Here is a 26958-nt window from a genome sequence, read left to right as displayed (position 1 = left end):
AGCCGGCGCCGGCACTCCGCCCTGGATTACCGCTACCCCAACGAGGTCCACTACAGTTACCAGCAGCCGCCCGCGGCAGCGTAGAGAAAACCACTAATCCGCTGTCCGAAATCTCCCAAGCGGCCCATGTCAACACCACAACCCCACGGCATGAATACGTACAAGACCAACCACGCCCGGCACAACCAACCAGAAAGGAGACCCAGATGACCCCACCTCCCAGCCGGCGGAGGGCCCACTAGCCCGGGCCCTGAACCCGCCACCCACACAACCGAACAGGCCACCGCGGCGCCAGCCACAGACCGCGGCCAATGTCAGAGGGACCCACGCAGGGTCAATGTCCACACGTTAAAGCAAAAACCCCCTCTGACGAGGGGGTTGCTGTGCCCGAGGTGGGACTCGAACTGCATTCCCACCCCCGCAAACACTGGACTCCCCCGAAAACATGCGGAATCCGGCCCGATCCGGCCCCGGTATGACCCGATCCGACACCCAAAGTGTGTACTTTGTACACACTTCCTTTTTGCCACATTGAGATCGGGAACTCACGGATTCCACTCTTCTGTCCACAACCACCACGCTGCGCAGGCGTTGAGCCCATTGGCAGTGTCTATCAGACACTGCCAACCCGCCGAAAAAACTGACGAAGGCCGGCCTGTGGAAGCACCTCTCCGGGGTGGGGCCGGGATGTCCTCATGCCCTCGGCACCGGACTTTCCAGGGCAGCCGTAGGCTCAGAAAATGATTGGACGAGTAGATGAGGTCGTAGTGGATTGCCAAAACCCGGCCGCACTTGCGGAGTTCTGGTCCTCGGTCCTCGGTGGCGAACCAGTGCATCGAAGCGATGCGTGGTCCTTCATCGATCCGCCGGGATGGACGCGGCTGGCCTTCCAACGGGTGCCCGAAAACAAGCAAGGGAAGAACCGGCTCCACATAGACGTGCACGTGGAGGATGTGCCGGCCGCCTCTGACGCCGCCGAAGCCATCGGAGCTCGCAGGATCGGCAAGATCCACATAGGTACTGTGGGCACGTTCCAAGTGCTCCAGGATCCCGAAGGCAACGAATGGTGCGTTGTGCGCGCCGCAGGCGCATGACAGACAAGCCCCTCAGGAAAACTCCTTCAATGCCTCCGTCAGGAGGCGGCCCGGCGGGCCGAGTCGCCGGTGGATGCCGTTGGAGGCCACCACTTCCGCCGCGATGACGACGTCGGTGACGTCGCTGGCCGTGGCGCTGAAGGGAAACTGCAGCGCCCTGGAACCGGCCGTTCGGGCCGAACCGGGATCCACGGCCATCAGGTCGCAGACCGTACCGACCGCCAGCACAGATGCAGCGATGGGGGTGGCCATCGATCGGGCGGCACCGTCCGTAGCGGCCCGCAGCAGTTCCTGCGGGGAAAACCTTCCGCGCTGACCGGAACCGAGCCGTTCACCGTGCTCCAGCGAGCGCATTTCCACCCACGGGTCTATGACAGCGTGCTGGTCCGTACCCAGCGCTATGGTTGCTCCGGCGTCGGACAATGCGCGGGCCGGGCCGATCCCGTCGGCGAGGTCGGCCTCGGTGCTGGGGCACATCACCACCGTGGCGCCGGCGTTGCCGAGCAAGGCGACGTCCCCGGGCGTCAGGTGCGTGGCGTGGACGGCCGAGAGCCTGCCGGACAGCAGGCCGCGGCGCTCCAGCAGACCGGCAGGCGTGACGCCATAGGCGGCAAGGCAGGCCTCGTTCTCCGCCGGCTGTTCGCTGAGGTGGATGTGAAGGGGCATGTCTACGGGCAGTTGTTTGGCCACCACTGCCAGGTCCTTGTCCGGGACGCCACGCACGGAATGCAGCGCTGCCCCTAGACCGACCATCTCCGGGGGAAAGCTTCGCTCCATTTCGGCGCGAAGCGATGCCAGCCTCGCCAGCCAGGCCTGGACGTCAGCGTCGCCGAACCGCGACTGTTCGGGACTCAGCGGCGTATCGATCCCTCCCGCCAGATACAACGTGTCCAGGAGCGTCAGTCGGATCCCGGCCGCCATCGCCGCCCTGGCCAGCGCCAGCTCCATGGCATGGGGTTCTGCGTAGTGGGCCCCGCCCGGCTGGTGGTGGACATAGTGGAACTCGGCCACACTGCTGAAACCGGCGACCACCATTTCCGCGAACACCGCGCTGGCGAGCTTTTCGTAGCTCTCCGGTGTCAGCTCGGCCGCGCTCCGGTACATCTGCTCCCGCCACACCCAGAAGTCGCCGCGTCCGTGGTGCGTGCGTCCGCGCAGGATCCTGTGGAAGGCGTGGGAATGGGCGTTGGCGGCGGCCGGAAAGACGACGCCCTTTAGTACGTGGTCGCCGGGCTGCGGCTTTGCACCCGGTGTGATCGCAGTAATCCGGCCGTCCCGGACGTCCAGCCGCACCGACGCGAGCGCCGCGGCGGGGTCAACTGCACCGCCGTCGTCGTCGCCCGGGCTCCCGTCAGCCGGAGCGTCGCCGGCCACAACAGCCGACTCGCACCAGAACCCGGTCACAGCAGCCCCTCCAGGACATTCGCCAGGGCCTCGGCACCGGTGTTGGCGTCCTCGTCGGCAACGTATTCCTCCGGGGAATGCGAGATGCCGCTGGGATTGCGGACGAACAGCATCGCGGACGGCACATAGGCGGAGAGCACTCCGGCGTCGTGGCCGGCACCGGTAGGAAGCACAGGAGCCCCGGGCAGGATCCCGCTGATCCGCCGGGTCAGGCCGGGATCGAAATGGACAGTGTCGCTGTAAGACTCCTCCGTGAGGGTAACGGAGCATCCTTCACCTGCCGCTATCCTTTGGGCGGCGCCGTAGATCGATTCGATCAGCCGGGCGGTCACGGCGTCGTTGGGATGCCGGGCGTCGAGCCACATGTCTACGCGGGAGGCAATGACGTTGGTTCCGCCGGGTACCGGCATCAGGCGTCCCACCGTGGCGCGCGCATCCGGCTGGGCTGCGGCAGTGTCGCGCACGGCGACGATGATCTGCGCCGCTGCGACCATCGGATCCGCACGGTCAGCCATCAGGGTGGTCCCGGCATGGTTGCCCTGGCCGCTGATGCTCAGCTTCCAGCGGCCGTGCCCCAGGATGGAACTTCCGACGGCGATGGCCGGGCCGCCCGTTCCCAGGCCCTTGCCCTGCTCAACGTGCAGTTCAACAAAGTTGCCGATTCGGGCCAGGGCCTGGGCATCCGGACCGACGTGCCGGGGGTCGAGCCCGTTCGACCGCGCGACGTCCGCGAACGTGTTGCCGTCGCCGTCGCGCAGGTTCCGCGCCTTGTCGACGTCGATGGCTCCGGTAAGAAGGCGGGATCCGAGGCAGGCCACGCCGAAGCGGGAGCCCTCCTCCTCAGGGAACACCGTGATGGCCAGGGACCGGTTCGGCACATTTCCGCGGGCAATAAGGATGTCGACGGCGGCGAGTGCCGATGCGACGCCGAGCGGGCCGTCAAAGGCGCCGCCGCCGGGTACTGAATCGAGATGGCTTCCAGTGACCAGGGCACCGTCCTGGGGTTCGCCCCACCACGCCCAGATAATGCCGTTGCGGTCGGTCTCGACGGCCAGGCCACGCTGGAGCGCCTGTTCGATGAACCACGCCCTCAGGTCGAGTTCCGCAGTCGAGTAGACCGCCCGGGAATAACCACCGCGCACCGCGTCGCGGCCCACGTCCTTGATCGAATCCAGGAGCTGGTTGACGGTTTCCAAATGAACCTCCGAGTAGTGTGAACTGCCACCAAGTAAAAACCAATTTCCACTGCATGACCGCTTTCGGCCTATTAACCGCTTTCGGCCTATTAACAGTTGTCGCCGCCACGGCGCAGCCAGTCGTAGAGGTCCAGGCGTATTCCTCGTGCAACTCTCACTCGATGCAGGCTACAACATCAGCTACGCCGTCTATGTGTCTGACTACTCGCGGTACCTCCCTGCCGATGCTGCCCACAGGAAATCCGCCGCTGCCTGAAGCGCCTCATCACCAGACAGCTCTTGCGCCAACTCCAGACACTCATGGCTTAACCCGCCACCATAGAAGGGTCGTCTAGTCGGCGCCCGTCGTGCCGCCCGGGACGTCGAAGGCCTTGAGCACTGCCGCGCCTTCCGCGAGAAGAGGTTCGCGATCGGCTGGCTGGGCCACACGCCGGGTCACATCGCTCAGGAGAGTCTCGACGTACCGCCGGACTACAGCGTGGTGGGCCGCGTCGCCGAACCACAAGAGATCGCGGCACACGCGCAGCAGAGCCCGGACGACGCGAGGTTCGTTCGCGCCGTACCGCCGCACCTGTCCGAGGGCGAGATCCACGAGATAGGCGAAATCGCGAGCCGGCACGTGCAGCCTTATGGTGCCTTGCGCGTCCGCCACGGCCTGCGGACCGTGCTGCCGGAGCGCGAGGGCCGCGAGGATCGAGCCGAGATGATCGACCGCCTGGTTCGCGGTGTAGGGGTCGTTGATGGCGGGCGAGAGCGCCTTGGACGCGACGTCGGCGAGTTGCCGGATCCCGAAGGCGACGTCCTGCTCAAGGGTCCGTTCGTAGCCAATCCGCACGCTCTGCACGAGCGCCCGCCGCAGTTCAGCGCCAGCGTCGGGGGCCAGGGGACCTTCGCCCGCGCTCGCCCACACCCAGGCGAGCGGAGCCCCGGCGACGACGTGTCGGCCGACCATGGGCACCATCTGGGCAGTGAGGCCTCGGCTCGCGAGCGCGCCGACGAACGCCTCAACATGGAAGGCTTGGACATATCCAGACCGCGGTGCCGGCAAGGCCGTGGCGCCGGGCGGCGGGTTTGGCATGCGAAGAGTGGGGTCGCCCGGGACGAACGACCGCTCGATCACCTTGAGTGTGGCCGTCTCGACGCGCTTCATGACTTGGTCCACCTGGATCGAATGCGCCAGGTGGTGGGCGAAGTAGACGAGCATGATCATGCTCACGAACAGCAGCAGCAGTGCGCCGCTCACCGCGAGGCGCGGGTAGTCCTGGGTGCGCTGTCCGCCGGCGATGCCGACGGTGTAGAGGCCCGCCGTGCTGTACGCGAACGTGGCCATGAACGTGCTCAGCGTCACCTGGTTGGGGATGTCGCGCAGGAAGTTCCGCAGCAGTCGCGGGCTGAACTGCGTAGACGCGAGCTGCAGGGCAACGACGGTGAGCCCGAGCACGACGGCGATGACGGTGACCATCGTGCTCGCGATCCCGATGAGCAGGTTCCGCGCGTCATCGGACGTCCCTTGGAATAGGAGGACGGCGAGGGGCGGCGCTGCGCCCAGCTGCACTGCGGAGAGCCCCGCCCCCGCGATGAGCGCGAGGGCGACGGCGCACGTCGGCATCGCCCACAGGGCACTCGCCAGATACTCCCGAACGGCCTCACGCCTCACATGTAACACTCTCGGCCGACGGTCCTCGCCCGTCAAGGGCAGCGCTGCAGGGTTGCCGCCCAGTGGGGCGCAGTCGCCCTGGGGGCGCATGGGGTGCTTCTGCAAGTCAGGGGACCACATGCAAAACGTCGCAGACAGACCAGGTCCCGGGCCGGCGGAGCCCTTCGGAGCCGGACCGGGGCCCGACAGCCGACCGCGCGAAGCGGATGCCCATAATTCCGTTGCAGCGAATCGGAACCCAGACCGGATTCGAAGAACCAGCCCCACATTGCCTGGTTCTGGCCGCTCTTCTTTATTGACGACCGCTCTAGCGAATTGCCGGCTGGTGGCCCGCCAAGGCACGCCGTTTGATCCAGGGCGGCGCCTCTCGAGCCGAAAGTTCCTCTGGCCGGGGTACGTTCAAGTGGTTCGATGTGCCTGCGGGGCTTTACGGGGGTTGTTGAAAGAGTCGCGCCAGCCCAGTTTCTGAATCCGAGAGGGCGAGGATGACGTCACCGGCACGCAGTGTGGTATTGCCGCGGACTTGGATGAGATGGCCATCTCGTCGGATCATGCTGATCCACCCTGACTCGCCTAGGGCCATGTCCGCTATCGTGGAGCCGTCTGCCGGGGATCCTGGCTCAACGACGTGCCGGTGTAGTCCGTGTGGTTCGTCTGTGAACCGCAGGCCAATGCCCCAGGGTTCCGGGTCGATGTGGCGCATCGGCACGTGCAGGAGTGCGGCGAGGTAGGGCACGAATGTGCCTTGAACGACGACCGAGGTCAGTACGACGATGAATACAATGGAGTAGATACGTGACGCATCGGCCGGTCCGGCGCTGAGGATGAACATGCCCAGCAGGATCGGGACGGCTCCTTTGAGGCCGGCGAGAAGGATGAATGCACGTTCGCCCCGACGCAGCCGGATGGGTGTTATGAGCAATCCGACAAGGGCGGGGCGGATGATGAGGATGAGCAGGCCGGCAAGGACCAGCCCGATCTCCAGCTCGCCGGATCGGAGGATATCTCGGAGCGAGACGCTGAGCCCGAGAACTGTGAATGCAACGATTTCGGCCAGGCTGGCGATACCGGCGCTGAAGCGTTCGATGTCGCGTTTGTGAGGGGCGCGTTGGTCTCCGATGATGATTCCTGCCAGAAAGACGGCCAAAAACCCTGAACCGTGGAGCAGGGTCGTTGCGGCGTAGATGAAGGCTACAGCCGCCATCGTTCCCACCGAGTGCAGGGCTTCGTTAGGCAGGACAACTTTGCGCATCAGCGCCAATAAGCCATGGCCGGCGAAGAAACCGATGAGCGCGCCGACGGCCATTTGGAGTGTGAAATCCGCAGTGACACTGGCCACGGCGTCAAGCCCGACTCCGGTGACACCGAGCAGGCTGATCATCAGGGCAATGCCGACGGGGTCGTTCGCCCCCGACTCACCCTCCAGGATGGTGCCGGTCCGACCAGTGATTTCCCGGCCGCCCAGGACGGAGAACACCACGGCGGGATCTGTCGGGGACAGCGCCGCGCCAATGAGCAGGGCCGTGCTCCAGCCGAATCCAAAAAGCGCATGTGCGGTCAGCGCCAGGGCGGCGGCCGTTGCTGCAGTCCCGGCGATACCGATCCAAGCAATGGCCCCGGCGGATTGGCGGAACCGGCGCCAGCCGATGTGCATGCCACCATCGAAGAGGATGAACACCAAGGCAACTGTGACAATTCGTTGTTCCACTGTCACCGGGATATGTTCCAACGCAGGGATAACATCGGAGGCCAGGGCCGCGGCCAAGAGAAACACTGCCGGCGCGGGTACTCGGAGCCGGGCGCTGAGGCGGTGGGCCAGCACGGCGGCAAGAAGAGCGGCCGCGACCAAGAGCATGACGAGGCTGAACGGCTCGACGTCGATCACGTGTTGAATGCTACGCCAGTGACGGGTGTCAGAGGCCAGGGCCCGGCCTGTCAGCACTCGCGGCCGCAATTCGTCGACCGAAGACTTTCATCAGTCATATGGCGGCGCTTGCGTGAACTTCGCCGCCGCTCAGCAGCCTTCGGGCACGTGGTTGTGTTGGCCTGGCACAGACGTCAATCAACGCTGGCGTGCCCCGCACATCCGTGTTGCCCTTACCCGCAAGCTCGTCGCGGAAGTCGGCCTAAAGTCGAGGGACGTTGATGCCGAGTCCCCCGCCGAGGATCAATGGTCCGGCAATGCCGAACTGGGCCAGGGTCTGTGCTGTGCGCCCGCAACTGGGCTGGAGCCTGCTGGCCTTCATCGTCCTGGACACCGCCATCGGCGCCGCCGCGTACCCCCTCGCTGCACGACGAGGAACCGCCCACGCCTGACGCATCGCCCGTGCTATAGCCGGTGTCGAACGACCAAGGAAGCCCCAGAGGGCATTCGTTGTCCGGGGCTTCCCTGGCTCCCGGCGGACTACGGGAACTCTGCGGCTGGACCACAGGGGGGCGGCGGGATCCCCTGGTGTCACTCGCCCATCATCGTTGGCCGGCTGCGCCCGGCAGGAATTCTGATGAGACATCTCTGTCTTGCGGTCAAAGTCGGGGAACCGTGCATTCGTTGGGTAATTTTAGGAGTTTGGATCGAGGTAGAGCGAGAATCCAGTGATTTCGTCGTTCTCGTTCATCTCGATGTGCAGCTTGTCCTCGTCTGAGCAACCGCCTGCATCTGCGCGCGCCACAAAACGCTTGAGATCTCCGAACGTGGCACGCTGTCCCTCAGGTCCGGAGAACTCAATTTCCAATTTCAGTCCGACAGCCATGGCAGACTGTATGCCAGCCAGCGGGGTCAACCGTCTGTGGGTCCCAGAGCCGGGTCAGCGGCCACCGGTGCGGGTGATGGTGGCTGCCGGAGGATCCGGGGCCGCTCGCCGGTGAACGTACGGCGACCGATCGCCGGAGTGGTGGCGGCCGGATCAGGGCTGGAACCTGTATCCGATGCCCGCCTCGGTCATGAAGTGGCGGGGGTTGCCGGGTTCTGGTTCGAGCTTGCGGCGGAGCTGGGCCATGTAGACCCGCAGGTAGTTGGCTGCCTTGGTGTAGGCGGCACCCCAGATTTCGGTGAGGAACTGCTGCTGGGTGACGAGTTTTTCGGGGTTCCGGACCAGGATTTGCAGGATGCCCCATTCCGTGGGGGTCAGGCGCACGTCCTGCCCGTTGCGGGTGACGCGTCTCAGGGCCAGGTCGACAGTGAAGGAGGCTGTGGTCACCACGCGCGCTTCGTCAGCTTGGGTGGTCCGGCGTTGGCCGGCGCGCAGCCGGGCCAGGAGCTCGTCCAGTCCGAAGGGTTTGGCCACCACTGATGCTTCTTCAGGTGGGAGTCGCTCACCGCGCCGGGCCCCTGACGGACGCCCTTGGCGTCCTGCAGACCGAACAGCAGCCACCGACTGAAGTTCTCCCCGACTCCCGGCCGCACCGCCGAAGGATCCGCAGGCGGCCTGCTCATCGTGGTCATGTGTACCTCTCCGCGCGATGCCCGCCGTCGTGTTCACTGCCGACGATAACACCGGCCCGGGCCGCGCTTCCCGGGCCGGCATCAATCTGGACGGACCCTTAACACCGGCCGTTGCGCGGTCTTCACCGCGAACTCATGGAGCCGCGGGCGGGGATTTCGATGTAGAGGATGGATCCGGCGGCGGGCCGCAGGTACCGGTGTTTACGGTGTCGTGCGGGCCGGTAGAGGTGTCCGAAGGGGTCCTCCACACGGGCTTGCTCCAGCCGGTCCTGGCTTGCGAGCCTTTGGTCGATCTCCTGAATGTTGGACGGGTGTGATGCAAGGCCGTCAATGTTCAGAGACCAGGCGCCCGCGGCCGGTGCTGTCCCGCGTTCCAAGCCGAGGGTTTCGAACAGGTCCGAGACCACTTCGTGACGGGTAGCGGGGTAGAAGCGCCGGAGCCGGTGCCCCTCCGGGTGCGCGTTTTGCGCGTCCAGCCACGCGTGGCGGAGCCAATGGAATTCCACCGGGCCGCGGGAGGGTCCCAGGATCAGGTGGCGGTTCGGATCCAGGGCCAGGCGGTAGGCGGTGCCGCTGCGGTCGATGATGCACGCAGCTTCCCCAACGTACTCAAAAGCCGACAGCAGATCCTGTTCGGACCCCAGATGGCGTGAATAACGTCCCGGCGCTCACTCGCCCATCTGCGTCAGCCGCCGACGCGCCGGGGCAAGGATCTGCGGTGCGGGCCGGTGTGCCGGTTGCGCTTTCGAGTTCGCCCCGCTGAGGCGTTCGCAGGGCCGGTCACTTGGATCCCGCGGAGCGCGGTGGTGGGGTCGGCACGCGTGGGAGCAAACATGCGGTGAGGTTGCGGACGGTAATGCCGGTATGTGTCGCGGGCACAAGCAGCGCGGAGGCGAGAGTATGGCCGCGTTGGCTCGGGCCGCTGGCTTTGCGGTGGCGGGTTTCGTAGGCGCGGAAGGCGGCGGCGTGGTCCTCGGGGGTGACGGCCAATGTCTCGGCCAGGGTGGTGGCGCCGATCATGGCCAGGCTGGATCCGTCTCCGAACAGGGACATGCAGGAGGCGGCGTCTCCGAGCAGCGCGACCCGGCCGCGGGACCAGGCCGGCAGCCGGACCCGGCTGACCGAGTCGAAGTACAGGTCGTCGGCGGCGCGCAGGCGCTCGAGCAGCTCAGGCAGCACGGGTGGCGCGGGTGCCGGCCAGCCGGCGTAGGCGTCGAGAGTGATCCGCTTATGGGCCTCGACGTCGCGCCGGTCGAGCCCGGGCCGGTCCGGGCCGCGAAAGATGAACGCGGCCCCCTCGCTGCCCCGCACGGGGTGCACCGTTAGTGACCGGCCCGGCGCGTTGTACATCAGGATCGTGGCCGGATCTGCCGCGAGGCGGTCGAGCGGCAGTGTGGCGACGTACAGCCCGAGGTGGCGGACGAAGTCCGCCTCCGGGCCGAACACCAGGGTGCGCACGCTCGAGTGCAGCCCGTCGGCGCCAACCACCAGGTCAAACCGGCGCGGGGCCGCGTGCTCGAAGGTGACGTCGACTCCCCCGGCGTCCTGGCGCAGCGCGGTGATCGAGTCGCCGAAGACGAACTCGGCATCGTCGCGGGCGGCATCACAGAGGATCGCCGATAGGTCGGCCCGGGGCACCTCGACCTCGCCGCGATTTGACCGGCCCAGCCTTAGCGGACCGATCCGGCGGCCGGAGGGTGTGACAAACGCGAAGCCGGTCGCGTCGGTGGCCGCGTCACGCAAACGCGGCAGGATTCCCATCCGGCCGGCCACCTGGGCGGCCCCGCGACGCACATCGACCGGGTTAACGCTGGAGCGCAGTCCCCGGGCGCGTTCGACGACCGTCGGGCGGAATCCCTCCCGGGCCAGCCAGTAAGCCAGGGTCGGGCCGGCGATACCGGCACCGCAGATCAGCACTGTGCCTAGCCCCATACCCGCCATCCTAACGATTTCGAAGTGCCCAAGAACCTGGCTCAGCCCGCGGCCACTGATGTGCGCGCCGCGGATCATCTAAGCGCCAGCCGTGGTCCGGGGCGGTGTTGAGGGCCCCGGCCGGCAAGCGTCTGGCCCCTGCACCTATGCCGGCCCCCTACCGCAACACCCTCCGACCGCTCCCCCGCCGCGAAAGACTCATCTAAATTGTTCCCGCACAGCCGCGCGCAGACGGAACCGCAAACCGCCATTTCAAGCCGCGATTTGACCCCCCACTCTCCCAGACCAGCGGCGAAGGCCTTAGAACCGTCCCGGAGAAAGAGTGGCCCGGTATCCGAAGAACATGCATGCTTATCTGCAGCGGCAACTCGCAAGTCAGTCCACTTCAGCAGCAAACTTTTTATGCGAGTCCGCCTGGTGCTGAGAGCCACTGTTCGTTCGAGAAGGAACAACGGGGCCAGCCCGCTAAGGAGGTCCTCTCGTGGGAGGAAAAGTGAGGCGGTGAGTACGTCTGGCCGGCTTCTGGGCTGGCTGCTTGGCCTTCCACCGGTTCGGTCGCCATCCGTAGGGGTGCAGCGCGATCTGGCGATCCCGGCGCGGGATGGGGTGGTGCTGTTGGCGGACCGGTATTTTCCGGTGACCGACGCCCGGGCGCCGGTGGTGTTGATCCGCACGCCGTATGGGAGGGGGTCAGCCAACATCCTCGTGTCGCGGCTGATCGCCGAGCGAGGCTACCAGGTCCTTGTCCAGAGCCTGCGCGGCACCGGCGGATCCGGCGGGACCTTCAACGGATTTGTGATGAACCGCGACGACGGCCTGGCGATCATCGAGTGGATGCGGGGCCGGGACTGGTTCCCCGGCGCGTTCGCCACGTGGGGCGCCAGCTACCTCGGGTACGCCCAATGGGACTTGGCCTCCCAGGTGATACCCGAATGGAAAGCGGCGATCCTCGACGTCGGTCCATCGGATTTTTATCACACGTTCATGTACCCCGGAGGTGTCTTCGCCCTCGGCAACGCCCTCGGATGGGCCCAACTGGTGAGCAGCATGTTTAGCCCGGACCAATCTATCCGGACCCGGACCGTGTCGGCGCTCACGGCCAAGGCCCGGTTGACGCGCGCCGCGAACCAGCTGCCGGTCAGTGGAGCGGACAGGGTCGCCACGGGTGACCGGATCGGATACTTCCAGGAATGGATCCGGCACGAGCGTTACGACGAATACTGGGCGGCAATGGATTACCGCCCCAACGCCTCGAACATGCCTCCGGTCGTGCATCTGGCCGGAGCGTGGTGGGACTTCTTCCTCCCCAACGTCCTTGCCGACTACGCAGCGCTAAGTCGCCCGGGACGATCCGTGCGGCTGTTCATCAGCTCGGCGGCTCACGGCCGGAACATGGCACTCCGGTCCTACCAGCGCGATGCGTTCGCCACGCTTGACCGCGCGCTCGGAAACCGACGCCCGTCAGAACCTGCTCTGCCGGTCAGGGTGCGGGTCACCGGCACCCGCCACTGGGCCGAACTGCCCGGCTGGCCCCCGGCGACCGGCCGTCCGGCCCGGTGGTACCTGCAGCCTGCCGGAATACTCGACATGCGGCCGGCCCCGCCCTCGCCCCCGTCCCGTTACGTCTACGACCCGGCCAACCCGACACCCGCGGCTGGCGGCAGCGTCGTCGGCTGGGGCGCCGGCAGCCAGGACAACAGGACACTCGAAGCCGGCACGGACGTCCTGACCTTCACCAGCAACCGGTTGGAAACCGATCTCGACGTCATCGGCCCCGTCACCGCGACACTGTACATCCGCTCCAGCCTCGAGCACACAGACTTCCATGCCAGGCTCTGCGACGTGGATCCGCACGGCCGGTCACTAAATCTCTGCGACGGGATCATCCGCCTGCACCCAGGAAACAACCTCCCGGACCCCGAAAGAATCCGAACCGTCCACATCCAGCTCTGGCCGACAGCCCACCGCTTCCGCAGCAGCCACCGCATCCGGCTACAGGTCTCAAGCGGCGCCCACCCGCGCTTTAACCGCAACCCCGGGACAGGCGAGCCGCTGGCCACTGCCATCGAGCTGCGCGTCGCCCATCAGGAAATACTCCACGACCCCCCGCACCCCTCTACCCTGAATCTTCAGGTCGTCCCTCACCCAGGCGGCGCAGCCCACTATTCTCATGACGGACGCCACACCCATCTGAACTGCGTCTCCGTACAAAAGGGGCAGCTGACGGCAGTCCGACGGCGGCGGGTCTCCGGCGAGGGGTCCCGCCGTCGTCGTCCATGCCCCGCAGGGCCGGCATGAAAAAGAAAAAGGAGTTTCCGATCGGAGGGTAACCTTTCGGGCTACCCCCTGCTTGGGCCTCTGCCGATGGGCGGATTACGTCACGCCGTTGAGGCTGCTGTTGCCTACCGGCACAGGCCGGGTGAAGGGAACTGCTTGGGCATAATCACTATCTGTCTCACAGAAGATAGCGGCATCAAAACCGGGACGGTTCACGGACAGGTGGGTTCGATCCCAATGCCATTTCGACAAACCACCGAAGCCTACGGGTAGCCTTGAGCCATGGCCTCATCCGCACCCACCCTCGCGACGCGCTGGGAACCCCTGCCCCCGCGAGTCATAGCGGAGCTGCTCGGGCCGTCATCGGCGCGTTGGTGGCTGTCCGGAGGGGTGGCGCTCGACCACTGGCTCGGCACTAACACTCGCGAGCACGACAATGTCGATGTCAGCACGACGATCGCCGACCTGCCCCAACTGGTGCAAGACCTGCCGGCGCCGTTTAGCGCGTGGGCTCCGTCAGGCGACGGCGTTCTCCCTTGGGCAGAGGCTGATATGGATGCCGATCTGCAGCCGATCCGTATCCATGACGACGCGACGGGCGCATGGGTACTGCAGGTCGACGTCGAGGACGGCACGGATCGCGTCTGGGTTTATCGCCGAGATCCCCGACTGCAACTGCCGTGGGATCGTGCAGTGATCGACGTCGACGGCATCCCGACCGGGGCGCCCGAGGTGCAGCTGGTCTGGAAGGCGCTGCGTCCCCGTCCGGAGGACGACGCCGACAAGGATGCGGTTCTACCGGAGCTCTCAAACGAAGCCCGCGCCTGGTGGGAGCACGCGATTCTGACGATCCACCCGCACTCGTCATGGTCGATCCATGTGCGTAGCCCGTTCGCTCCGGGTAAGGCCAGCTGGAACAGGACGAAACGCTAGCGCTCCGCTTGGACCGGCCGGCGATGGGAAGCCTGACTGTCCTGCCTGTGTCGCGTCGATGAGGTGGCCTACGATCCAGCCGATTCTCAAGAGCGAGTGGTAGCACCCTGCAGGACATGGTCGGGCCTTCTCCCAGGTCATGCTGCCAGTGCCGTGAATAACAGGTGCCTTCATTACAAGAACCTCACAATCTCGAGGTCGACTGGCGACACCGCGTCGCACCGTCCCCACCGACCTCTTCAGTTGCGCCGATGCAGCGTGAGCGGCCTGTCCGATTTTGAGACGCCCGCAGACGCTTACGACTACGACCTGTATTCATCCGCCGCAACCGCATCAAGCACCAGCGAGCGGAACCATCGCTGCGCCTGCGAGAGGCTGGCCTCGCGCCGCGTGTACAACTCCACCGGCGTGCTCTGCCCGGACCAGGGCAGCTCGGCGATGCGAAGGCCGGGAAACCAGCCGCAGAACACCCCCGCTACATGTCGAGGCAGCAGGACGACCAGATCCGTCGCCTCGAGCACGGCGGGCACGGTGCCGTATTCCTCCATGGTCAGCACGACCTGGGACATCAAGTCGTGTTCGGTCAGCGCCTGCACAGGATAGACGTGCCCGCCACGGGCGGAAACCCGCACAAAGCGCCTCCCCTCGAACATGTCAGGCCCGGTCGCGGGCAGTGGATGGGACCCGGACGACAGCGCCACGTATTCGACCGAACGCACGTGCGTCCTCCACAGCCGCGGTGTGCTGATCCGCGACACGGTCAGTGCCAGATCGATGGTGCCGCGGATTAGCCCGCCCTCGACCTCGTCTGAATCGAGCCGTTCTACCTGAATCCGCGGATCGGCGCCGACCCGCCCGAGGGCGGTCATGATCGGTGGGAGGAACGTCTGCTCGCCGATCGAGGTGAGTCCGAGGACGAGTTCGCCGCTGAATCCGGTCGGTTCGAACACGTCCGATCCCATGACGGTCGCGTCTATTTGTGCCAAGGCGTTGTGTAGGGGCCCAAACAGTTGCGTCGCCTTCGCGGTCGGCACCATGTCGTTCCCTTCGCGACGGAACAGCTCGTCGCCGAACCGCTCCCTGAGCCGCTTCAGGGAATAGCTGACCGTGGGCTGTGTCACGTGCAGTCGCCTGGCGGCGCCCGTGACGCTGCGCAGCTCGTAGAGCGTGACGAATGTCCGGAGCTGGTTGAGGTCGGTGAACGTCATCTCATAGATCCTATCTATGGCTCTGTCTTTGCATATCTATTGGATCACAGTGGCAAACACCCCTAAAGTCAGTTTGGGGCAGCACTGATTCAACGACGTGCAGCTGCTCTCGCACCGCTTACACCCAGTGACAAGGACGACACACGTGATTATCGACATCCACGGCCACTACACCACAGCTCCAACACAGCTCGGAGCCTGGCGTGACCTGCAGATCGCATTCACTGAAGGACGCGCGGACGCTCCTGACCCCGCGACCCTGCGCATCAGCAATGACGACATCCGTGAGACCATCGAGGCCAACCAGCTCAAGCTCATGAACGAGCGCGGCAGCGACGTCACCGTATTCAGCCCTCGTGCCTCGTTCATGGCGCACCACATCGGAGACCTCGCTGTGAGCGAGACCTGGGCCCGGATCTGCAACGACCTGTGCGCCCGCGTCAGCGAGCTCTATCCCGAACACTTCCTAATGGGGGCGATGCTCCCCCAGTCCCCCGGTACGGATCCCGCGACGAGCGTTGCCGAGCTTACTCGCGCCGTCGAGGAACTCGGCGCTGTCACCGTGAACCTCAACCCCGACCCGTCCGGCGGCAACTGGACGTCCCCGCCGCTGACCGATCGCTCGTGGTACCCGATATACGAGAAACTCGTCGAGTACGAGATCCCGGCGATGGTGCACGTCAGCACGTCGTGCAACCCGGCCTTCCACACGACCGGAGCGCACTACCTCAACGCCGACACCACCGCGTTCATGCAACTGCTCCAGGGCGACCTGTTCCGCGACTTCCCCGAGTTGAAGCTCGTAATCCCTCACGGCGGCGGCGCCGTTCCCTACCACTGGGGGCGCTTCCGTGGACTCGCAATGGCGCTGGGCAAGCCCGTAATCGAGGAGCACCTGCTGAACAACGTGTTCTTCGACACCTGCGTGTACCACCAGCCGGGCATCGACCTTCTCACCAAGGTCGTCCCGACCGAGAACATCCTCTTCGCGAGCGAGATGATCGGCGCCGTGCGCGACGTCGACCCGCGCAGTGGACACTACTTCGACGACACCAAGCGGTACGTCGACGCCACCACGAACCTGAACGACGCACAGCGCGCGCAGGTGTTCGAAGCCAACGCCCGCCGTGTCTACCCACGGCTTGACCGCGCCCTTACTGCGCGCGGACTCTGAGAGGACCATCAAATGCGACTGAACAACCTCGGCATCGTCCGCACCAACATCGAACGTCCGGATCCCACGGACGTCGAACGGCTTTCGCAGTTCGGCGTCGCCACTATCCACGAGGCGATGGGGCGAGTCGGGCTCCTGCGCCCCTACATCAGGCCGGCCTACACCGGCGCCAAGCTCTGTGGTCCGGCAGTGACCGTGCTGCTGCAGCCCGGTGACAACTGGATGTTCCACGTCGCGGCCGAGCAGGTGCAGGAGGGCGATGTGATCGTCGCCGGCTGCACCACCGAAAGCGAGGACGGCTTCTTCGGTGAGCTGCTCGCCACCTCGCTGACCGCCCGCGGCTGCAAGGGCTTGGTGATCGACGGTGGTGTCCGCGACGTCGCCGATCTGGAGAAGATGGATTTCCCGGTGTTCTCCCGCGCTGTCAACGCCAAGGGCACGGTCAAGGCCACCCTCGGATCGGTGAACATCCCCGTAGTGGTCGCGAACGCCGTGGTGAACCCTGGCGACGTGGTCGTGGCCGACGTCGACGGCGTCGTGGTTGTCCCGGGCGAGCTTGTCGGAGCGGTGGCAGACGCCAGCCAGAAGCGCGAGGATAACGAGGAAGCCAAACGCGTGAAGTTCCGTGAAGGCGTCTTGGGCCTGGATATCTACGGCATGCGCGAGCCTCTCGCCAAGGCCGGCCTGGAATACGTGGAGAACTGATGATGACACACGGCGATACCACCGGAGATTTCGAGAAGTCGGAGGGCTGGCTCGACTGGTATGACGGACCGAGCACACCGACGTTCCGGCTGCCAGAGGGCTCTGTAGACGCCCACTGCCACGTGTTCGGGCCGGGCGGGCAGTTCCCCTACGCACCTCAGCGCAAGTACACCCCGTGCGACGCCTCGGCGGACCAGCTGTTCGCCTTGCGAGACCAGCTGGGATTCGACCGCAACGTCATCGTACAGGCGACATGCCACGGTTCCGACAACCGAGCCCTGGTCGACGCATTGCAGCGTAGCGGAGGTCGCGCCCGCGGCGTTGCGACCGTCCGCCGTGACGTGACCGACGAGCAACTCGCCGAGTTGCATGAGGCCGGGGTACGGGGCGTCCGGTTCAACTTCGTGAAACGTCTGGTCGACCGCGTGCCCACCGACTCGCTCGAGGAGATCGTGACCAAGATCGCGCCACTTGGATGGCACGTTGTGATCTACTTCGAGGCCGAGGATCTGCCCGAGCTGTACGACTTCTTTTCGTCGATCCCGACCGACTTGGTCGTCGATCACATGGGACGGCCCGACGTGACCAAGGACCCGGACGGTCCCGAGTTCGAACTGTTCCTGCGATTCATGCGTGAGAACACTAACGTGTGGACCAAGGTCTCCTGCCCTGAGCGTCTGTCCGTCACCGGCCCCCGCGCTCTCGAAGGCGAACAGCACGCCTACCGCGACGTCGTGCCCTTCGCCCGCCGCGTAGTCGAGGAGTTCCCCTCCCGCGTCCTCTGGGGAACCGACTGGCCGCACCCCAACCTCAAGGACCACATGCCCGACGACGGGCTTCTGGTCGACTACATCCCGCAGATCGCGGCGACGTCGGAACTGCAGCAGCAGCTGCTTGTCGACAATCCTCGCCGCCTCTACTGGCCCGAAGGAGTATGACATGGCACTCGACAAACCGTACAAGAACGTCCCTGGCACCACCATCTTTGATGCCGAGCAGGCCCGAAAGGGCTACAACCTAAACCAGTTCTGCATGTCGCTGATGAAACCGGAGAACCGCGAACGGTACCTGGCCGACCGCGGTGCGTACCTGGACGAGTGGCCTCTCAACCCGGTGCAGCGCCAGGCGGTGCTCGACATCGACCTCAACACCTGCATCGCCGAGGGCGGGAACATCTACTTCCTGGCCAAGATCGGCGCCACTCACGGCCTGAGCTTCCAGCAGATGGCCGGCTCGATGACGGGCATGTCTGAGGCCGCGTACCGAGACATGATGATCGGCGGTGGGCGCCGCCCGGAGGGAAACCGCCTCAAGGATCTCGACGGATGGACGCCTCCTGAGCCCGGTCAGAAGGCCGAGACGATGCGGCGGGATGCTCCGGCGCAGTACACCTCGGCACTATTCACCTCGCACGTGCCGGCGATCGGCGCGGCGATGGACCTCGGCAAGACCGAGGAGCCGTACTGGAAGAAGGTGTTCTCCGGGTATGAGTGGACGCGAAAGTGGGCCAAGGAGAACCTGCCCGACGTCGTCATCCTGGTGTACAACGACCACGCCACGGCCTTCGACTCCTCGATCATCCCGACCTTCGTACTCGGCACCGGCGCGGAGTACCCGGTCGCCGACGAGGGCTATGGCCCCCGCCCGGTGCCCGACGTCAAAGGCTATCCCGAGCTGGCCGCACACATCGCCCAGTCCGTGATCCAGGACGACTTCGACCTCACGCTCGTCAACGAGATGGTCGTAGACCACGGCCTCACGGTGCCGCTGTCGCTCGTGTATGGCGATGTCGAGGAATGGCCCGTCAGGGTCATCCCCCTCGCCGTAAACGTTGTGCAGTACCCGGTGCCGTCCGGACGTCGCTGCTACGAACTCGGGCGTGCGCTCCGCCGTGCGCTGGACAAGTGGGACGGTGAGCCGCTCAACGTACAAATTTGGGGAACCGGCGGCATGAGCCACCAGCTGCAGGGCCCACGCGCTGGCCTCATTAACGAGGAGTGGGACAACGCATTCCTGGACCACCTCATCGCCGACCCCGTGGGCCTGACAGAATGGCAGCACATGGAGTACGTCGACGAGGCCGGGTCCGAGGGCATCGAGCTCGTCGACTGGCTCATCGCGCGCGGTGCGATGGATGATCAGTTCGGAGGCGAGAGCCCCGAGGTGAACCACCGCTTTTACCACGTGCCCGCGTCGAACACCGCCGTCGGCCACCTTGTTCTCACGAACCCGACCGACTGACCGCATCCGCAACAAAGGAGCCCCCATGACTGACAAGATCCGTGTGGCCGTCGTCGGCGCCGCAGGCGCCTTCGGCATGAAACATCTCGACGGCCTGATGAACATCCCCGATGCCGAGGTGACCGTCGTCAGCGGCACGCGGCTCGAACCGACCCAGGCGGTCGCCGAGAAATACGGCGTCGCGAACGCCGTTGTCGGCCTGGACGCCGTGCTCGAGCGCGACGACGTCGACGCGGTGATCCTTGCGACGCCCACGGGGCTCCACGCGTCTCAGACCCAGGCGGTGCTCGCCGCCGGCAAGCACGTGCAGGTCGAGATTCCGCTGGCCGACTCGCTCGTGGACGCCGAGGCAGCGCTCGAGGCGGCTGAATCATCCAATCGCGTCGCAATGGTCGGCCACACCCGCCGCTTCAACCCCTCGCACCAGTTGGTACATAACCGGATCGCCTCGGGCGAGTTCCACGTGCAGCAAATGGACGTGCAGACGTACTTCTTCCGCCGCACCAACACGAACGCGAAGGGCGAGGCCCGGTCCTGGACCGACCACCTGCTGTGGCATCATGCCGCGCACACCGTCGACTTGTTCGCCTACCAGGCAGGCAAGATCGTGCAGGCGAACGCGATCCAGGGCCCGATCCACCCCGAACTCGGCATCGCGATGGACATGTCGATCCAGCTCAAGAGCGAGTCGGGCGCGATCTGTACGCTGTCGCTGTCGTTCAACAACAACGGGCCGTTCGGCACGTTCTTCCGCTACATCGGCGACACCGAGACCTACGTCGCGCGCTACGACGATCTCTACAACGGCCGTGAGGAGTCGATCGACGTGTCGCACGTCGCTGTCAGCATGAACGGTATCGAGCTGCAGGATCGTGAGTTCATCTCGGCTATCCGCGAGGGACGCGAGCCGAACTCGTCGCTTCGCCAGGTGATCGACTGCTACCGCGTGCTCGGCTCGCTTGAGAAGCAGCTGGCGTGAGGCTGCCCTCCACCGGGCTCGGCTGCATGTCGCTGAGCCACGCGTACGGCGTCCCCCCGTCGCGTGGCGAGGGGCTGGCGATGCTGCGCGCGGCTCTTGACGAAGGCATCGGGATGCTCGACACGGCGACGCTTTACGGCGGCGGCCGCAACGAGGAACTTGTCGGTGCCGCGATCGCGGGGCGCCGCGACGAGGTGTTCCTGGCGAGCAAATGCGGGATGGCGTCCGTCGACGGCGTGAAAGTCATCGATGGACGCCCCGATACGCTGCGCGCACAGGTCGATGCTTCGCTGAGCCGGCTCGGTGTCGACTACATCGACCTGTACTACCTGCACCGTTGGGACAAGAAGGTGCCGATCGGCGACAGCGTCGGCGCGCTGGCCGAGATGGTCGCCGCGGGCAAGATCGGCGCAATCGGCCTGTCCGAGGTGTCGGTGGCGCGGCTGCGCGAGGCGCAGGCAATCACCCCTATCGCGGCTGTGCAGAACGAGTACTCGCTGTGGAGCCGCAATGCCGAGCTTGGCATGCTCGACGCCACTCGCGAGGACGGCGTGACTCTGGTTGCGTTTTCCCCGGTGGCACGGGGCTTCCTGGCCGATGCGATCAAGGACCCGGGCGAGATGGCCCCGAACGACATCCGCCGCAGCATGCCGCGCTTCCAGCCCGAGCACTGGGGTGCGAATGCGGCACTGCTGGACTTCTGGCGAGAGCTGGCCGCGGAGGCCGGTTGCACGCCCGCACAGCTCGCACTGGCCTGGCTGCTCTCCCGCGGCGATCACGTTCTGCCGATCCCGGGAACAACGAGCGTCGCGCACCTGCGCGAGAACATGGCGGCGGTCGGCATCTCTGTCGACGGCGCGCTGCTGGCGCGGGCCGGCGAGCTGATTGGCACGGCCACCATCTCTGGCGCGCGCTATGCACCGGCATCTGCCGCCGAAGTCGACGCCGAGACCTTCGAGGATGCCGCATGAGGGCGATCTCGTCGATGGCCACCCGCCACGTTCTCGCCGACCTCGCTGAAGCTGCCGCCGCGGCGGGGCTACCGCTTCTGCAGCTCGAATCCGTCGGCGGAGTGGACGCCGCCCAGCGGGTTACCGTCGGCGAGCCGTTCGACCTTGTGTTCCTCGCCGTGGACGCTCTCCAACGCCTCGCTGCCGAGCGGCACGTCGATCCGGCATCCATCGCCCCGATCGTCCTGTCGGAGGTAGCCGTAGGCGTGCCCACACGCAGCCCCGATGCAGCCAAACGTCCCGAAGGCACGGCCTTTGCGAATGCCGATGAGCTTCGCAGCGCCCTGCGCACGGCATCCCGCATCGGATACTCCACCGGTCCGAGCGGAACCGAACTGTTGCTAATGATCGACCACTGGGGCATGACCGATGAGGTCCGCGACCGGCTGGTGCAGGCCCGTCCAGGCGTGCCCGTGGCGCGCCTGCTCGCCGAGGGCGAGGTCGATCTCGGCCTGCAGCAGCTCAGCGAGTTGGTCGGGCAGCCCGGCGTGCGCATCCTCGGCGTCCTCCCCGCCGACTGCGCGATCAGCACGGTCTTCGCGGGTGCTGTCGCGACATCCTCCAGCGACGCGGCTCGTGCTGCGGAGGTGTTGGCATTCTTCCGCTCCGACCTCGCGGCATCCATCAAGTCGTCGCACAGTTTTCGCGCGCCCTGAGGCCCTGCCGTGACGGATTGACCGATACGGGTCCTGCAGACGTTTAGACCGATGCGAGGCGCACAGACGACCGTAGAGAACGAACGGGCGAAGCGCGGTCCTGTCCACCTCGCGCCGGGGTCCTCGGCGAGCTGGTGACCTGCCAGAATGTCCCTTTGACGCCGCGCCTCACGGGCGCGGCGATGTCCGAGCTCTTCCCGCGGCTTCGGAGTCGCGCATAACGTGGTCATGTCCCGTAAGGTGGAACCGCTTCGCTCTTGTCAGCCAGATTTGGCGGAGGTTACCGGCTACTCGTTCGCACCGGCGCTCTATGTCCGACATTGCCTCTCAGCGCCAACAGCACCGAAGGCGCCTCGTGCGACAGGGCCGATGCTGCAACCGGCTTCGATTGGAGGGACCTTGTGAGCAGGCCCGCTCTTCGGCCTATCGAGACCTGCCGCTTTGGGCGCTCCCTGTTGACTGAATGTGGCGCTGTCCTTGGGATTATTCCTCCGTCATGGCCTGGGCGATGGACGTAAGACGGGCAGTCCGCGTCGACGTCGTGGATATCCGATGTCGTACCGGAAAGGCTTTCTCTGCCTAGATGAGTGAGTCCGTATTCGTTTAGTGGTCGTAGGCGATGAGTGAGCGTTTGCGGGGTGCGTCGATGTGCCAGTTGTGCCAGATGCCGGCGGCGAGTGCGAAGAGTCTGGCCGCGACTCTGGCATAGACTCCGGCGAGGGCCCGTCCGCCGTGCTGTTCAAGGGTGAGTTGGCCTTTGAGGGTGTCGAAGACGGATTCGATCCATTGCCGGATGCCGCCGAAGTTCCCGAAGCGGGGCTTCTCGTCTTTGCGGTCCGGGCGGATCAGGTGCGCGCCGAGGTCCTCGGTGATGAACCGTTCGAACTCCCGGCCGGCGAAGCCTTTGTCGCCCGCCTGGCTCAACGAGCTTGGTGGGGGTCCTGGACCGGTGGACAAATCATGAGGAAGACAGCGTTCGCACGCGTCAGGTGGGCGACGAGTCACGCCGGTTCAGGACCTTTACCATCATTACCGTGGGCGAGAGGCTACCGTGGTGGTGAGGCTGTTCAGTCCTTGCCGACGCCGACGCCGACGGCGTCAGCGTGCTCCGGCACGTTGCACGCTTGCGCACGCGAAGCTTCTTCTCGGGTTCGCTGAGGCCGGCCGAGCGCAGTTCGTCGGCGGTCCAGCCAGTGTTCCAGAAACGCACTCATCACCGCAGCCCAGCCCGACCCGACGACAGCCGGCACCCGCTGAGGGGTGCCGGCTGTCGTCGGGTCGGCCTGGGGATGCCGGGCCGCGGGGTTCCGAGAGTGCGGTGCGGCTCAGGCCGGATCCGCGGGGGTCGCCACCTCGGGCTGGGGATCCGAGAGGGTCTTCGGGACCGTGTCCTCGAACTGCGGGAGGCGGTTCAGGTACTCCACCACCGAATCCGTGGACTCCACGTCACCGAACTTGTTGTCGATGTCGTAGAGGTTCCACTGCACGACGCCCGGGACGCGGTCGCCGATGGTCTCCCGGGGGATGATCGGGCGGAAGCCCTTCGCGATCGCGTCCTCGACGGTGTGGCGCACGCACCCGGCCGCGGTCGCACCGGTCACGATCAGGGTGTCGATGCGGTTGGAGGTCAGGAAGAGCTCCAGGTTCGTCCCCGGGAACGCCGAGGCGCGATTCTTCTCGATCACGACCTCGCCGGGCGCAGGCGCAATGCGGTCGTCGATCTGCGCCCAGTAGGAATCCGCCGGAAGGGTCTCCGTGGGGATCTTCGAGTACCACAGACCCATGTCGTTCGTCCCGGAGGTGGCGTCGCGGTTGCGATACACGTTCGTGGTGTAGAAGACCGGGACGCCCTTGGCGCGCGCGGCCTCGTTGATCCGCTGGACGTTCGGGATGATCTCCTCCATGCCCGGGCAGCTGAACGGGTGGCCCGGACGGGTCCAAGCGTTCGCGAGGTCGATGTGGATGACGGCGGGGCGGTTGCCGTAGCCGATCCGACGCTTGAATCCTCGCTCGTTGTAGATGCCCGTGCCTGCTTCGAACGCCTCCTCCAGCACTGCTGCAAGACGGGCTTCGATGTCGTTGGACGTCTCTGTCTCTGTTGTCATGGTTCTCTCCACTCTCTCGGCTGTTGTGTTTCTACGGTAGCAACGAGGTTGCTGTAGTGGATACTGTAGCGCACGAACCGGCACAGCACCAGAGGTGCCCGGAGTCCGCATCTCCACCGCACCAACTTTCGATAGGGCGAGCATCGGCGAGTGCGTCACTCCGGCAGCCCGGCGAGGGTCCGGTTCGCGGCCGCGGCGGCACTGCTGACCACGATCCGGGCGCGATCAGCAGTGCCTGCCCGGGGGCCGCCCGCCGACCCCAGCTGCACGGGCTGAGGCGTCCGCAGTTTTCCCGGCGGAAACATTCGTGCCACGCGATGACAACATCCCCCGGTTTCTCTGATGAGGCTCCCATTGCTCCACGAGCAACATCGTCGGCCCGCCTGGTCAGGTATATCGGGTGGATAGAGCGCACAGTAGGCCTATGTGCGTTGCTCCTGTTGTGACTATGTTGCTAGCAAAGCAGCCCCTTCGGGACAAGGCAAAGGCAGGGAAGCCTGCCGAAACTCGGATGTAGTCTGAGCGGAACACTTTGAAGGCCCGCCAAGGCGGGCTTTCTGTTCGTTAATCTCACGTCCGCAGTATGGAACTGACAACCTCAGTGAGGCGGGTACAGTTTGCGGCATATGATGGCCCCAAAGAGTGGCGGGATAGTCACGTAGCGCGAAAGGATGAAGGTGGCAGGCAGGCCGAGGCAGGACAACGGGCAGGTCCAAGGAGCTGCGGCGTCACTGTTGAATGGTCTTGCTGTACTGGAAGCCTTTTCCGTTCAAAGTCCGGTTCTTGGTGTGACTGAGGTTGCTCAGCGTGTTGGCCTCCACAAGAGCACGGTCTCACGCATCCTTAGCGGTCTAACAGAAGCTGGATATGTCCAGCGGGATGAGGAGACGGGACGGTATCGGCTCGGGCTGGGCCTCCTCGCGTTATCCGCCCCTTTGCTGGCGGATCTGGATGTCCGCCGTGCTGCGGTTCCGTATTTGGAGAGGTTAACCGAAAGCACCCAAGAGACCAGCGCTATCTCGGTCTGGAATGGTCACGAGGCCATCGTCGTGGAGCAGGTTGCCAGCCCGAATCAGGTCAAACACACTGCCACCATCGGAACCCGGTACAACAAATTCGAGAGCTCTTCGGTGCGGGTTTTCCTGGCGGAGCTGGCGCCGGCTCTCGCGACCGAACTGATCGAATCCGGGCAGATACTACGCACGGCAGGAGATGGTTTGCCGTTGGACCACACCGCCCACCTGCAGGAAGTCGCCCGGCAGGCATACGCCGTTAACGACGGTTCGACTACGGAGGAGGAGTTTGGGGTCTCCGCTCCGGTTCGGGATTACCGGGGCAAGGTGGTTGGGTGCATCACTGCATCCGCCCCCCGTTCCCGTGTGCACAAGCACGCCACCAAGGATGCTCTGGTTCAAGCCGTACAACAGGCTGCCTCGGAAGTATCCACCCGCTTGGGCTGGGCGGCCTCGCTTCCGGGGTGATTCATCCACGCGGCTAGGCGAACGTCAGCAACATCGTGTATTCGACCGCATTCAGATCGAGACGCTTGACCGCGCTGTCGCACTTGGAAAAAGTCTTCCGAGAGGGAGCAGCTGCCAACTTCGAGGGGGTGGCCCTGCTTGAGGTTCCGTCGGTCCCTGCTCTGGCAAACCATCGAGGATCACGACTCGCAGGCCCATCGGCTCCTGCTCGGATCAGCCAACAGCGCCGTCAGCGACCTGGATCTGTTTCCCCGGCAGGCTGCCCAACCGTGTAGACACCCGCGCCGCGGCCTCTAGCACGGCATCGCGCAGGATCGACTGACTCTGCATGTACTGCACTCGGGATCTGGGCGCGCTGGCTGTGATGCAGCCGACGACTTCGCCCCGGTAGTCCCGCACAGGAGCGGACACGCCGTATTCCTCGTAAGTGGTCTCGCCGTCGTTGACGGCGAAGCCGTCGTCCCGCACGCCGACGAGCTGTTCGTGGGCCGGGTCTTCGAGACCGAGGTAGCCCTCCCGCAGGACCGTACGGTCGGCAAGCAGACGGTCGGTCTCCTCGGGCGGCAGTTCGGCGAGGAACACGCGGACTGAGGAACTGGCGAACTTGTTGTAGCGCGTGCCGATCGCCGCGCTGTGCTTGACCTGGTGGGTGGAAGCCGTTTGTTCCACGACAATCGCGTTGCTGCCGTTCCAAACGGCGATCGCGGCCGTTTCGCCGGTGGCCTGTGTGACCTCTTCGAGGTGGGGCAGGGCGGCACGGCGGACGCTAAGCTCGGCCAGCAGTGGTCCGGCCAGGCCGATCATCCCGAGCCCGAGGCGGTATCGCCCTGTTTCCTCGTCGCGCTGCACGTAGCCGGCTTCGTCCAGGCCGCTAAGCATCCGGGAGACCGTGCTCTTGTGCAGGCCAACGAGCTCGGAGATCTCCGTGACGCCCAGGAGGGAACGCTTGGCGACGGAGAAGGCTTCGAGCACGGTAAGACCGTTGAGCAGCGATGCTGCCGCCCCTTGCGGTTTGTCAGTGGTTGTTTGTGGGTCAAGCATGGGTTCTCCCTCTCCAGGCGCTACGCGCAGTCACCGTAGCCATCGTACGGTGTGCCCATCCAACCTCTCTCGTCGGAGGACAAATCATACCTGTCCCGGCACGCCGCAGTGCGGCCCAGGAGATCCGGGGCCGCGCTGTGGCATTGAGGGTCAGATCAGGCGACGGCAGCCCTGGCGACCGGGATCGCCGAGGTCGGGACGGTATCAGCGAAGTCGGGCAGGTTGTTCAGGTACTGGATGACGTTCTCCAGCGGCTCCACGTCGCCGAACTTGGAGTCCATATCGAACAGGTTCCACGCCACGACTCCTGGCACGCGGTCGCCCACGGCCTCCTTGACGATGATCGGGCGGAAGCCCTCGGCGATCGCGTCCTCCCCCCTCCCCACCTTGCTTGGCAGAGCCTTGCCGAATCCTTCCGCAAGC

23 protein-coding genes and 1 pseudogene are annotated in these 26958 nt (G+C 65.5%); 11 read left to right on the top strand and 13 right to left on the bottom strand.

The annotated features are described in order from the left end of the window. Nucleotides 1-740: 740 nt before the first annotated feature. Nucleotides 741-1094 carry a VOC family protein gene (locus MRBLAR12_RS11860; RefSeq protein ID WP_229994313.1) on the top strand — a complete coding sequence of 118 codons (354 nt, stop codon included), beginning with the start codon at nt 741-743 and terminating at the stop codon, nt 1092-1094. Nucleotides 1095-1106: 12 nt separating this feature from the next. Here MRBLAR12_RS11860 and MRBLAR12_RS11855 read toward each other — a convergent pair whose 3' ends face one another. From MRBLAR12_RS11855 to MRBLAR12_RS11820, 8 genes are all read right to left on the bottom strand, one after another. After that, on the bottom strand, nt 1107-2498 hold the full coding sequence (locus MRBLAR12_RS11855; RefSeq protein WP_229994312.1) for a formimidoylglutamate deiminase: 1392 nt from the start codon (nt 2496-2498) through the stop codon (nt 1107-1109). After that, nucleotides 2495-3694: an allantoate amidohydrolase gene (locus MRBLAR12_RS11850; protein WP_229994311.1), complete on the bottom strand. Its 1200-nt coding sequence runs from the start codon at nt 3692-3694 to the stop codon at nt 2495-2497. Before MRBLAR12_RS11850 ends, MRBLAR12_RS11855 begins: the two co-directional genes overlap by 4 nt. Nucleotides 3695-4025: 331 nt before the next feature. Further along, a complete protein-coding gene (locus tag MRBLAR12_RS11845) occupies nt 4026-5351 on the bottom strand; it encodes a DUF2254 domain-containing protein (RefSeq protein ID WP_364746221.1) in 1326 nt (441 codons plus the stop codon). Between the two features lie 427 nt (nt 5352-5778). Further along, nucleotides 5779-7236, bottom strand: a complete 1458-nt coding sequence (locus tag MRBLAR12_RS11840) for a cation:proton antiporter (RefSeq protein ID WP_229994309.1) — start codon at nt 7234-7236, stop codon at nt 5779-5781. A gap of 673 nt (nt 7237-7909) precedes the next feature. Beyond that, the gene (locus tag MRBLAR12_RS11835) at nt 7910-8101 is read right to left on the bottom strand and encodes a hypothetical protein (protein ID WP_229994308.1); all 192 of its coding nucleotides are present in this window, start codon (nt 8099-8101) and stop codon (nt 7910-7912) included. A 153-nt stretch (nt 8102-8254) separates the two neighbouring features. After that, nucleotides 8255-8638, bottom strand: coding sequence for a winged helix-turn-helix domain-containing protein (locus MRBLAR12_RS11830; RefSeq protein WP_414645505.1), 384 nt, complete (start codon nt 8636-8638; stop codon nt 8255-8257). A 277-nt stretch (nt 8639-8915) separates the two neighbouring features. Further along, nucleotides 8916-9299 carry a hypothetical protein gene (locus tag MRBLAR12_RS11825; RefSeq protein ID WP_364746217.1) on the bottom strand — a complete coding sequence of 128 codons (384 nt, stop codon included), beginning with the start codon at nt 9297-9299 and terminating at the stop codon, nt 8916-8918. 274 nt (nt 9300-9573) lie between these two features. Further along, the gene (locus MRBLAR12_RS11820; protein ID WP_364746214.1) at nt 9574-10725 is read right to left on the bottom strand and encodes an FAD-dependent monooxygenase; all 1152 of its coding nucleotides are present in this window, start codon (nt 10723-10725) and stop codon (nt 9574-9576) included. 501 nt (nt 10726-11226) lie between these two features. Between MRBLAR12_RS11820 and MRBLAR12_RS11815 the strand changes: the two genes are divergently transcribed. Together MRBLAR12_RS11815 and MRBLAR12_RS11810 are read left to right on the top strand one after the other, a co-directional pair. Continuing rightward, nucleotides 11227-13023: a CocE/NonD family hydrolase gene (locus tag MRBLAR12_RS11815; protein ID WP_229994305.1), complete on the top strand. Its 1797-nt coding sequence runs from the start codon at nt 11227-11229 to the stop codon at nt 13021-13023. Nucleotides 13024-13284: 261 nt separating this feature from the next. Further along, complete coding sequence (locus tag MRBLAR12_RS11810; protein WP_229994304.1) at nt 13285-13935, top strand: nucleotidyltransferase domain-containing protein; 651 nt, start codon at nt 13285-13287, stop codon at nt 13933-13935. A 302-nt stretch (nt 13936-14237) separates the two neighbouring features. Here MRBLAR12_RS11810 and MRBLAR12_RS11805 read toward each other — a convergent pair whose 3' ends face one another. Then, on the bottom strand, nt 14238-15143 hold the full coding sequence (locus MRBLAR12_RS11805) for a LysR family transcriptional regulator (RefSeq protein ID WP_229994303.1): 906 nt from the start codon (nt 15141-15143) through the stop codon (nt 14238-14240). Nucleotides 15144-15288: 145 nt separating this feature from the next. On the opposite strand from MRBLAR12_RS11805, the gene MRBLAR12_RS11800 reads away from it, so the two are divergent. From MRBLAR12_RS11800 to MRBLAR12_RS11770, 7 genes are read left to right on the top strand one after another with little or no spacing between them, the layout of a single operon-like run. Beyond that, nucleotides 15289-16317, top strand: a complete 1029-nt coding sequence (locus MRBLAR12_RS11800) for an amidohydrolase family protein (protein ID WP_229994302.1) — start codon at nt 15289-15291, stop codon at nt 16315-16317. 12 nt (nt 16318-16329) lie between these two features. Continuing rightward, the gene (gene ligK / locus MRBLAR12_RS11795) at nt 16330-17022 is read left to right on the top strand and encodes a 4-carboxy-4-hydroxy-2-oxoadipate aldolase/oxaloacetate decarboxylase (protein ID WP_229994301.1); all 693 of its coding nucleotides are present in this window, start codon (nt 16330-16332) and stop codon (nt 17020-17022) included. Next, entirely contained in the window at nt 17022-17960 is a 939-nt protein-coding gene (locus tag MRBLAR12_RS11790) for an amidohydrolase family protein (protein WP_229994300.1), read from the top strand. The genes ligK and MRBLAR12_RS11790 overlap by 1 nt, the downstream gene beginning before the upstream one ends. A gap of 1 nt (nt 17961) precedes the next feature. Beyond that, a complete protein-coding gene (locus MRBLAR12_RS11785; protein WP_364746208.1) occupies nt 17962-19263 on the top strand; it encodes a protocatechuate 4,5-dioxygenase subunit alpha/beta in 1302 nt (433 codons plus the stop codon). A 25-nt stretch (nt 19264-19288) separates the two neighbouring features. After that, entirely contained in the window at nt 19289-20242 is a 954-nt protein-coding gene (locus tag MRBLAR12_RS11780; protein ID WP_229994298.1) for a Gfo/Idh/MocA family oxidoreductase, read from the top strand. Then, entirely contained in the window at nt 20239-21213 is a 975-nt protein-coding gene (locus MRBLAR12_RS11775; protein WP_229994297.1) for an aldo/keto reductase, read from the top strand. Before MRBLAR12_RS11780 ends, MRBLAR12_RS11775 begins: the two co-directional genes overlap by 4 nt. Continuing rightward, nucleotides 21210-21908 carry a substrate-binding domain-containing protein gene (locus tag MRBLAR12_RS11770; RefSeq protein WP_229994296.1) on the top strand — a complete coding sequence of 233 codons (699 nt, stop codon included), beginning with the start codon at nt 21210-21212 and terminating at the stop codon, nt 21906-21908. The genes MRBLAR12_RS11775 and MRBLAR12_RS11770 overlap by 4 nt, the downstream gene beginning before the upstream one ends. Nucleotides 21909-22511: 603 nt before the next feature. Here the strand turns inward: MRBLAR12_RS11770 and MRBLAR12_RS11765 are convergent. Both MRBLAR12_RS11765 and MRBLAR12_RS11760 read right to left on the bottom strand, forming a co-directional pair. Next, a pseudogene (locus MRBLAR12_RS11765) lies at nt 22512-22817 on the bottom strand (IS982 family transposase); the annotation flags it as partial. A 416-nt stretch (nt 22818-23233) separates the two neighbouring features. Next, nucleotides 23234-24013: an N-carbamoylsarcosine amidohydrolase gene (locus tag MRBLAR12_RS11760; RefSeq protein ID WP_229994295.1), complete on the bottom strand. Its 780-nt coding sequence runs from the start codon at nt 24011-24013 to the stop codon at nt 23234-23236. Nucleotides 24014-24747: 734 nt separating this feature from the next. Here MRBLAR12_RS11760 and MRBLAR12_RS11755 point away from each other — a divergent pair. Then, the gene (locus MRBLAR12_RS11755) at nt 24748-25494 is read left to right on the top strand and encodes an IclR family transcriptional regulator (protein ID WP_229994294.1); all 747 of its coding nucleotides are present in this window, start codon (nt 24748-24750) and stop codon (nt 25492-25494) included. Nucleotides 25495-25707: 213 nt separating this feature from the next. Here MRBLAR12_RS11755 and MRBLAR12_RS11750 read toward each other — a convergent pair whose 3' ends face one another. Both MRBLAR12_RS11750 and MRBLAR12_RS11745 read right to left on the bottom strand, forming a co-directional pair. Continuing rightward, nucleotides 25708-26535 carry an IclR family transcriptional regulator gene (locus tag MRBLAR12_RS11750; protein WP_229994293.1) on the bottom strand — a complete coding sequence of 276 codons (828 nt, stop codon included), beginning with the start codon at nt 26533-26535 and terminating at the stop codon, nt 25708-25710. Nucleotides 26536-26690: 155 nt separating this feature from the next. After that, on the bottom strand, nt 26691-26921 hold the full coding sequence (locus MRBLAR12_RS11745; protein ID WP_229994292.1) for a hypothetical protein: 231 nt from the start codon (nt 26919-26921) through the stop codon (nt 26691-26693). Between the last annotated feature and the right edge of the window lie 37 nt (nt 26922-26958).

The sequence above is a fragment of the Arthrobacter sp. LAR12-1-1.1 genome (assembly GCF_040676555.1).
Lineage (GTDB): Bacteria > Actinomycetota > Actinomycetes > Actinomycetales > Micrococcaceae > Arthrobacter.
This window is presented reverse-complemented; position numbering and strand designations above follow the sequence as displayed.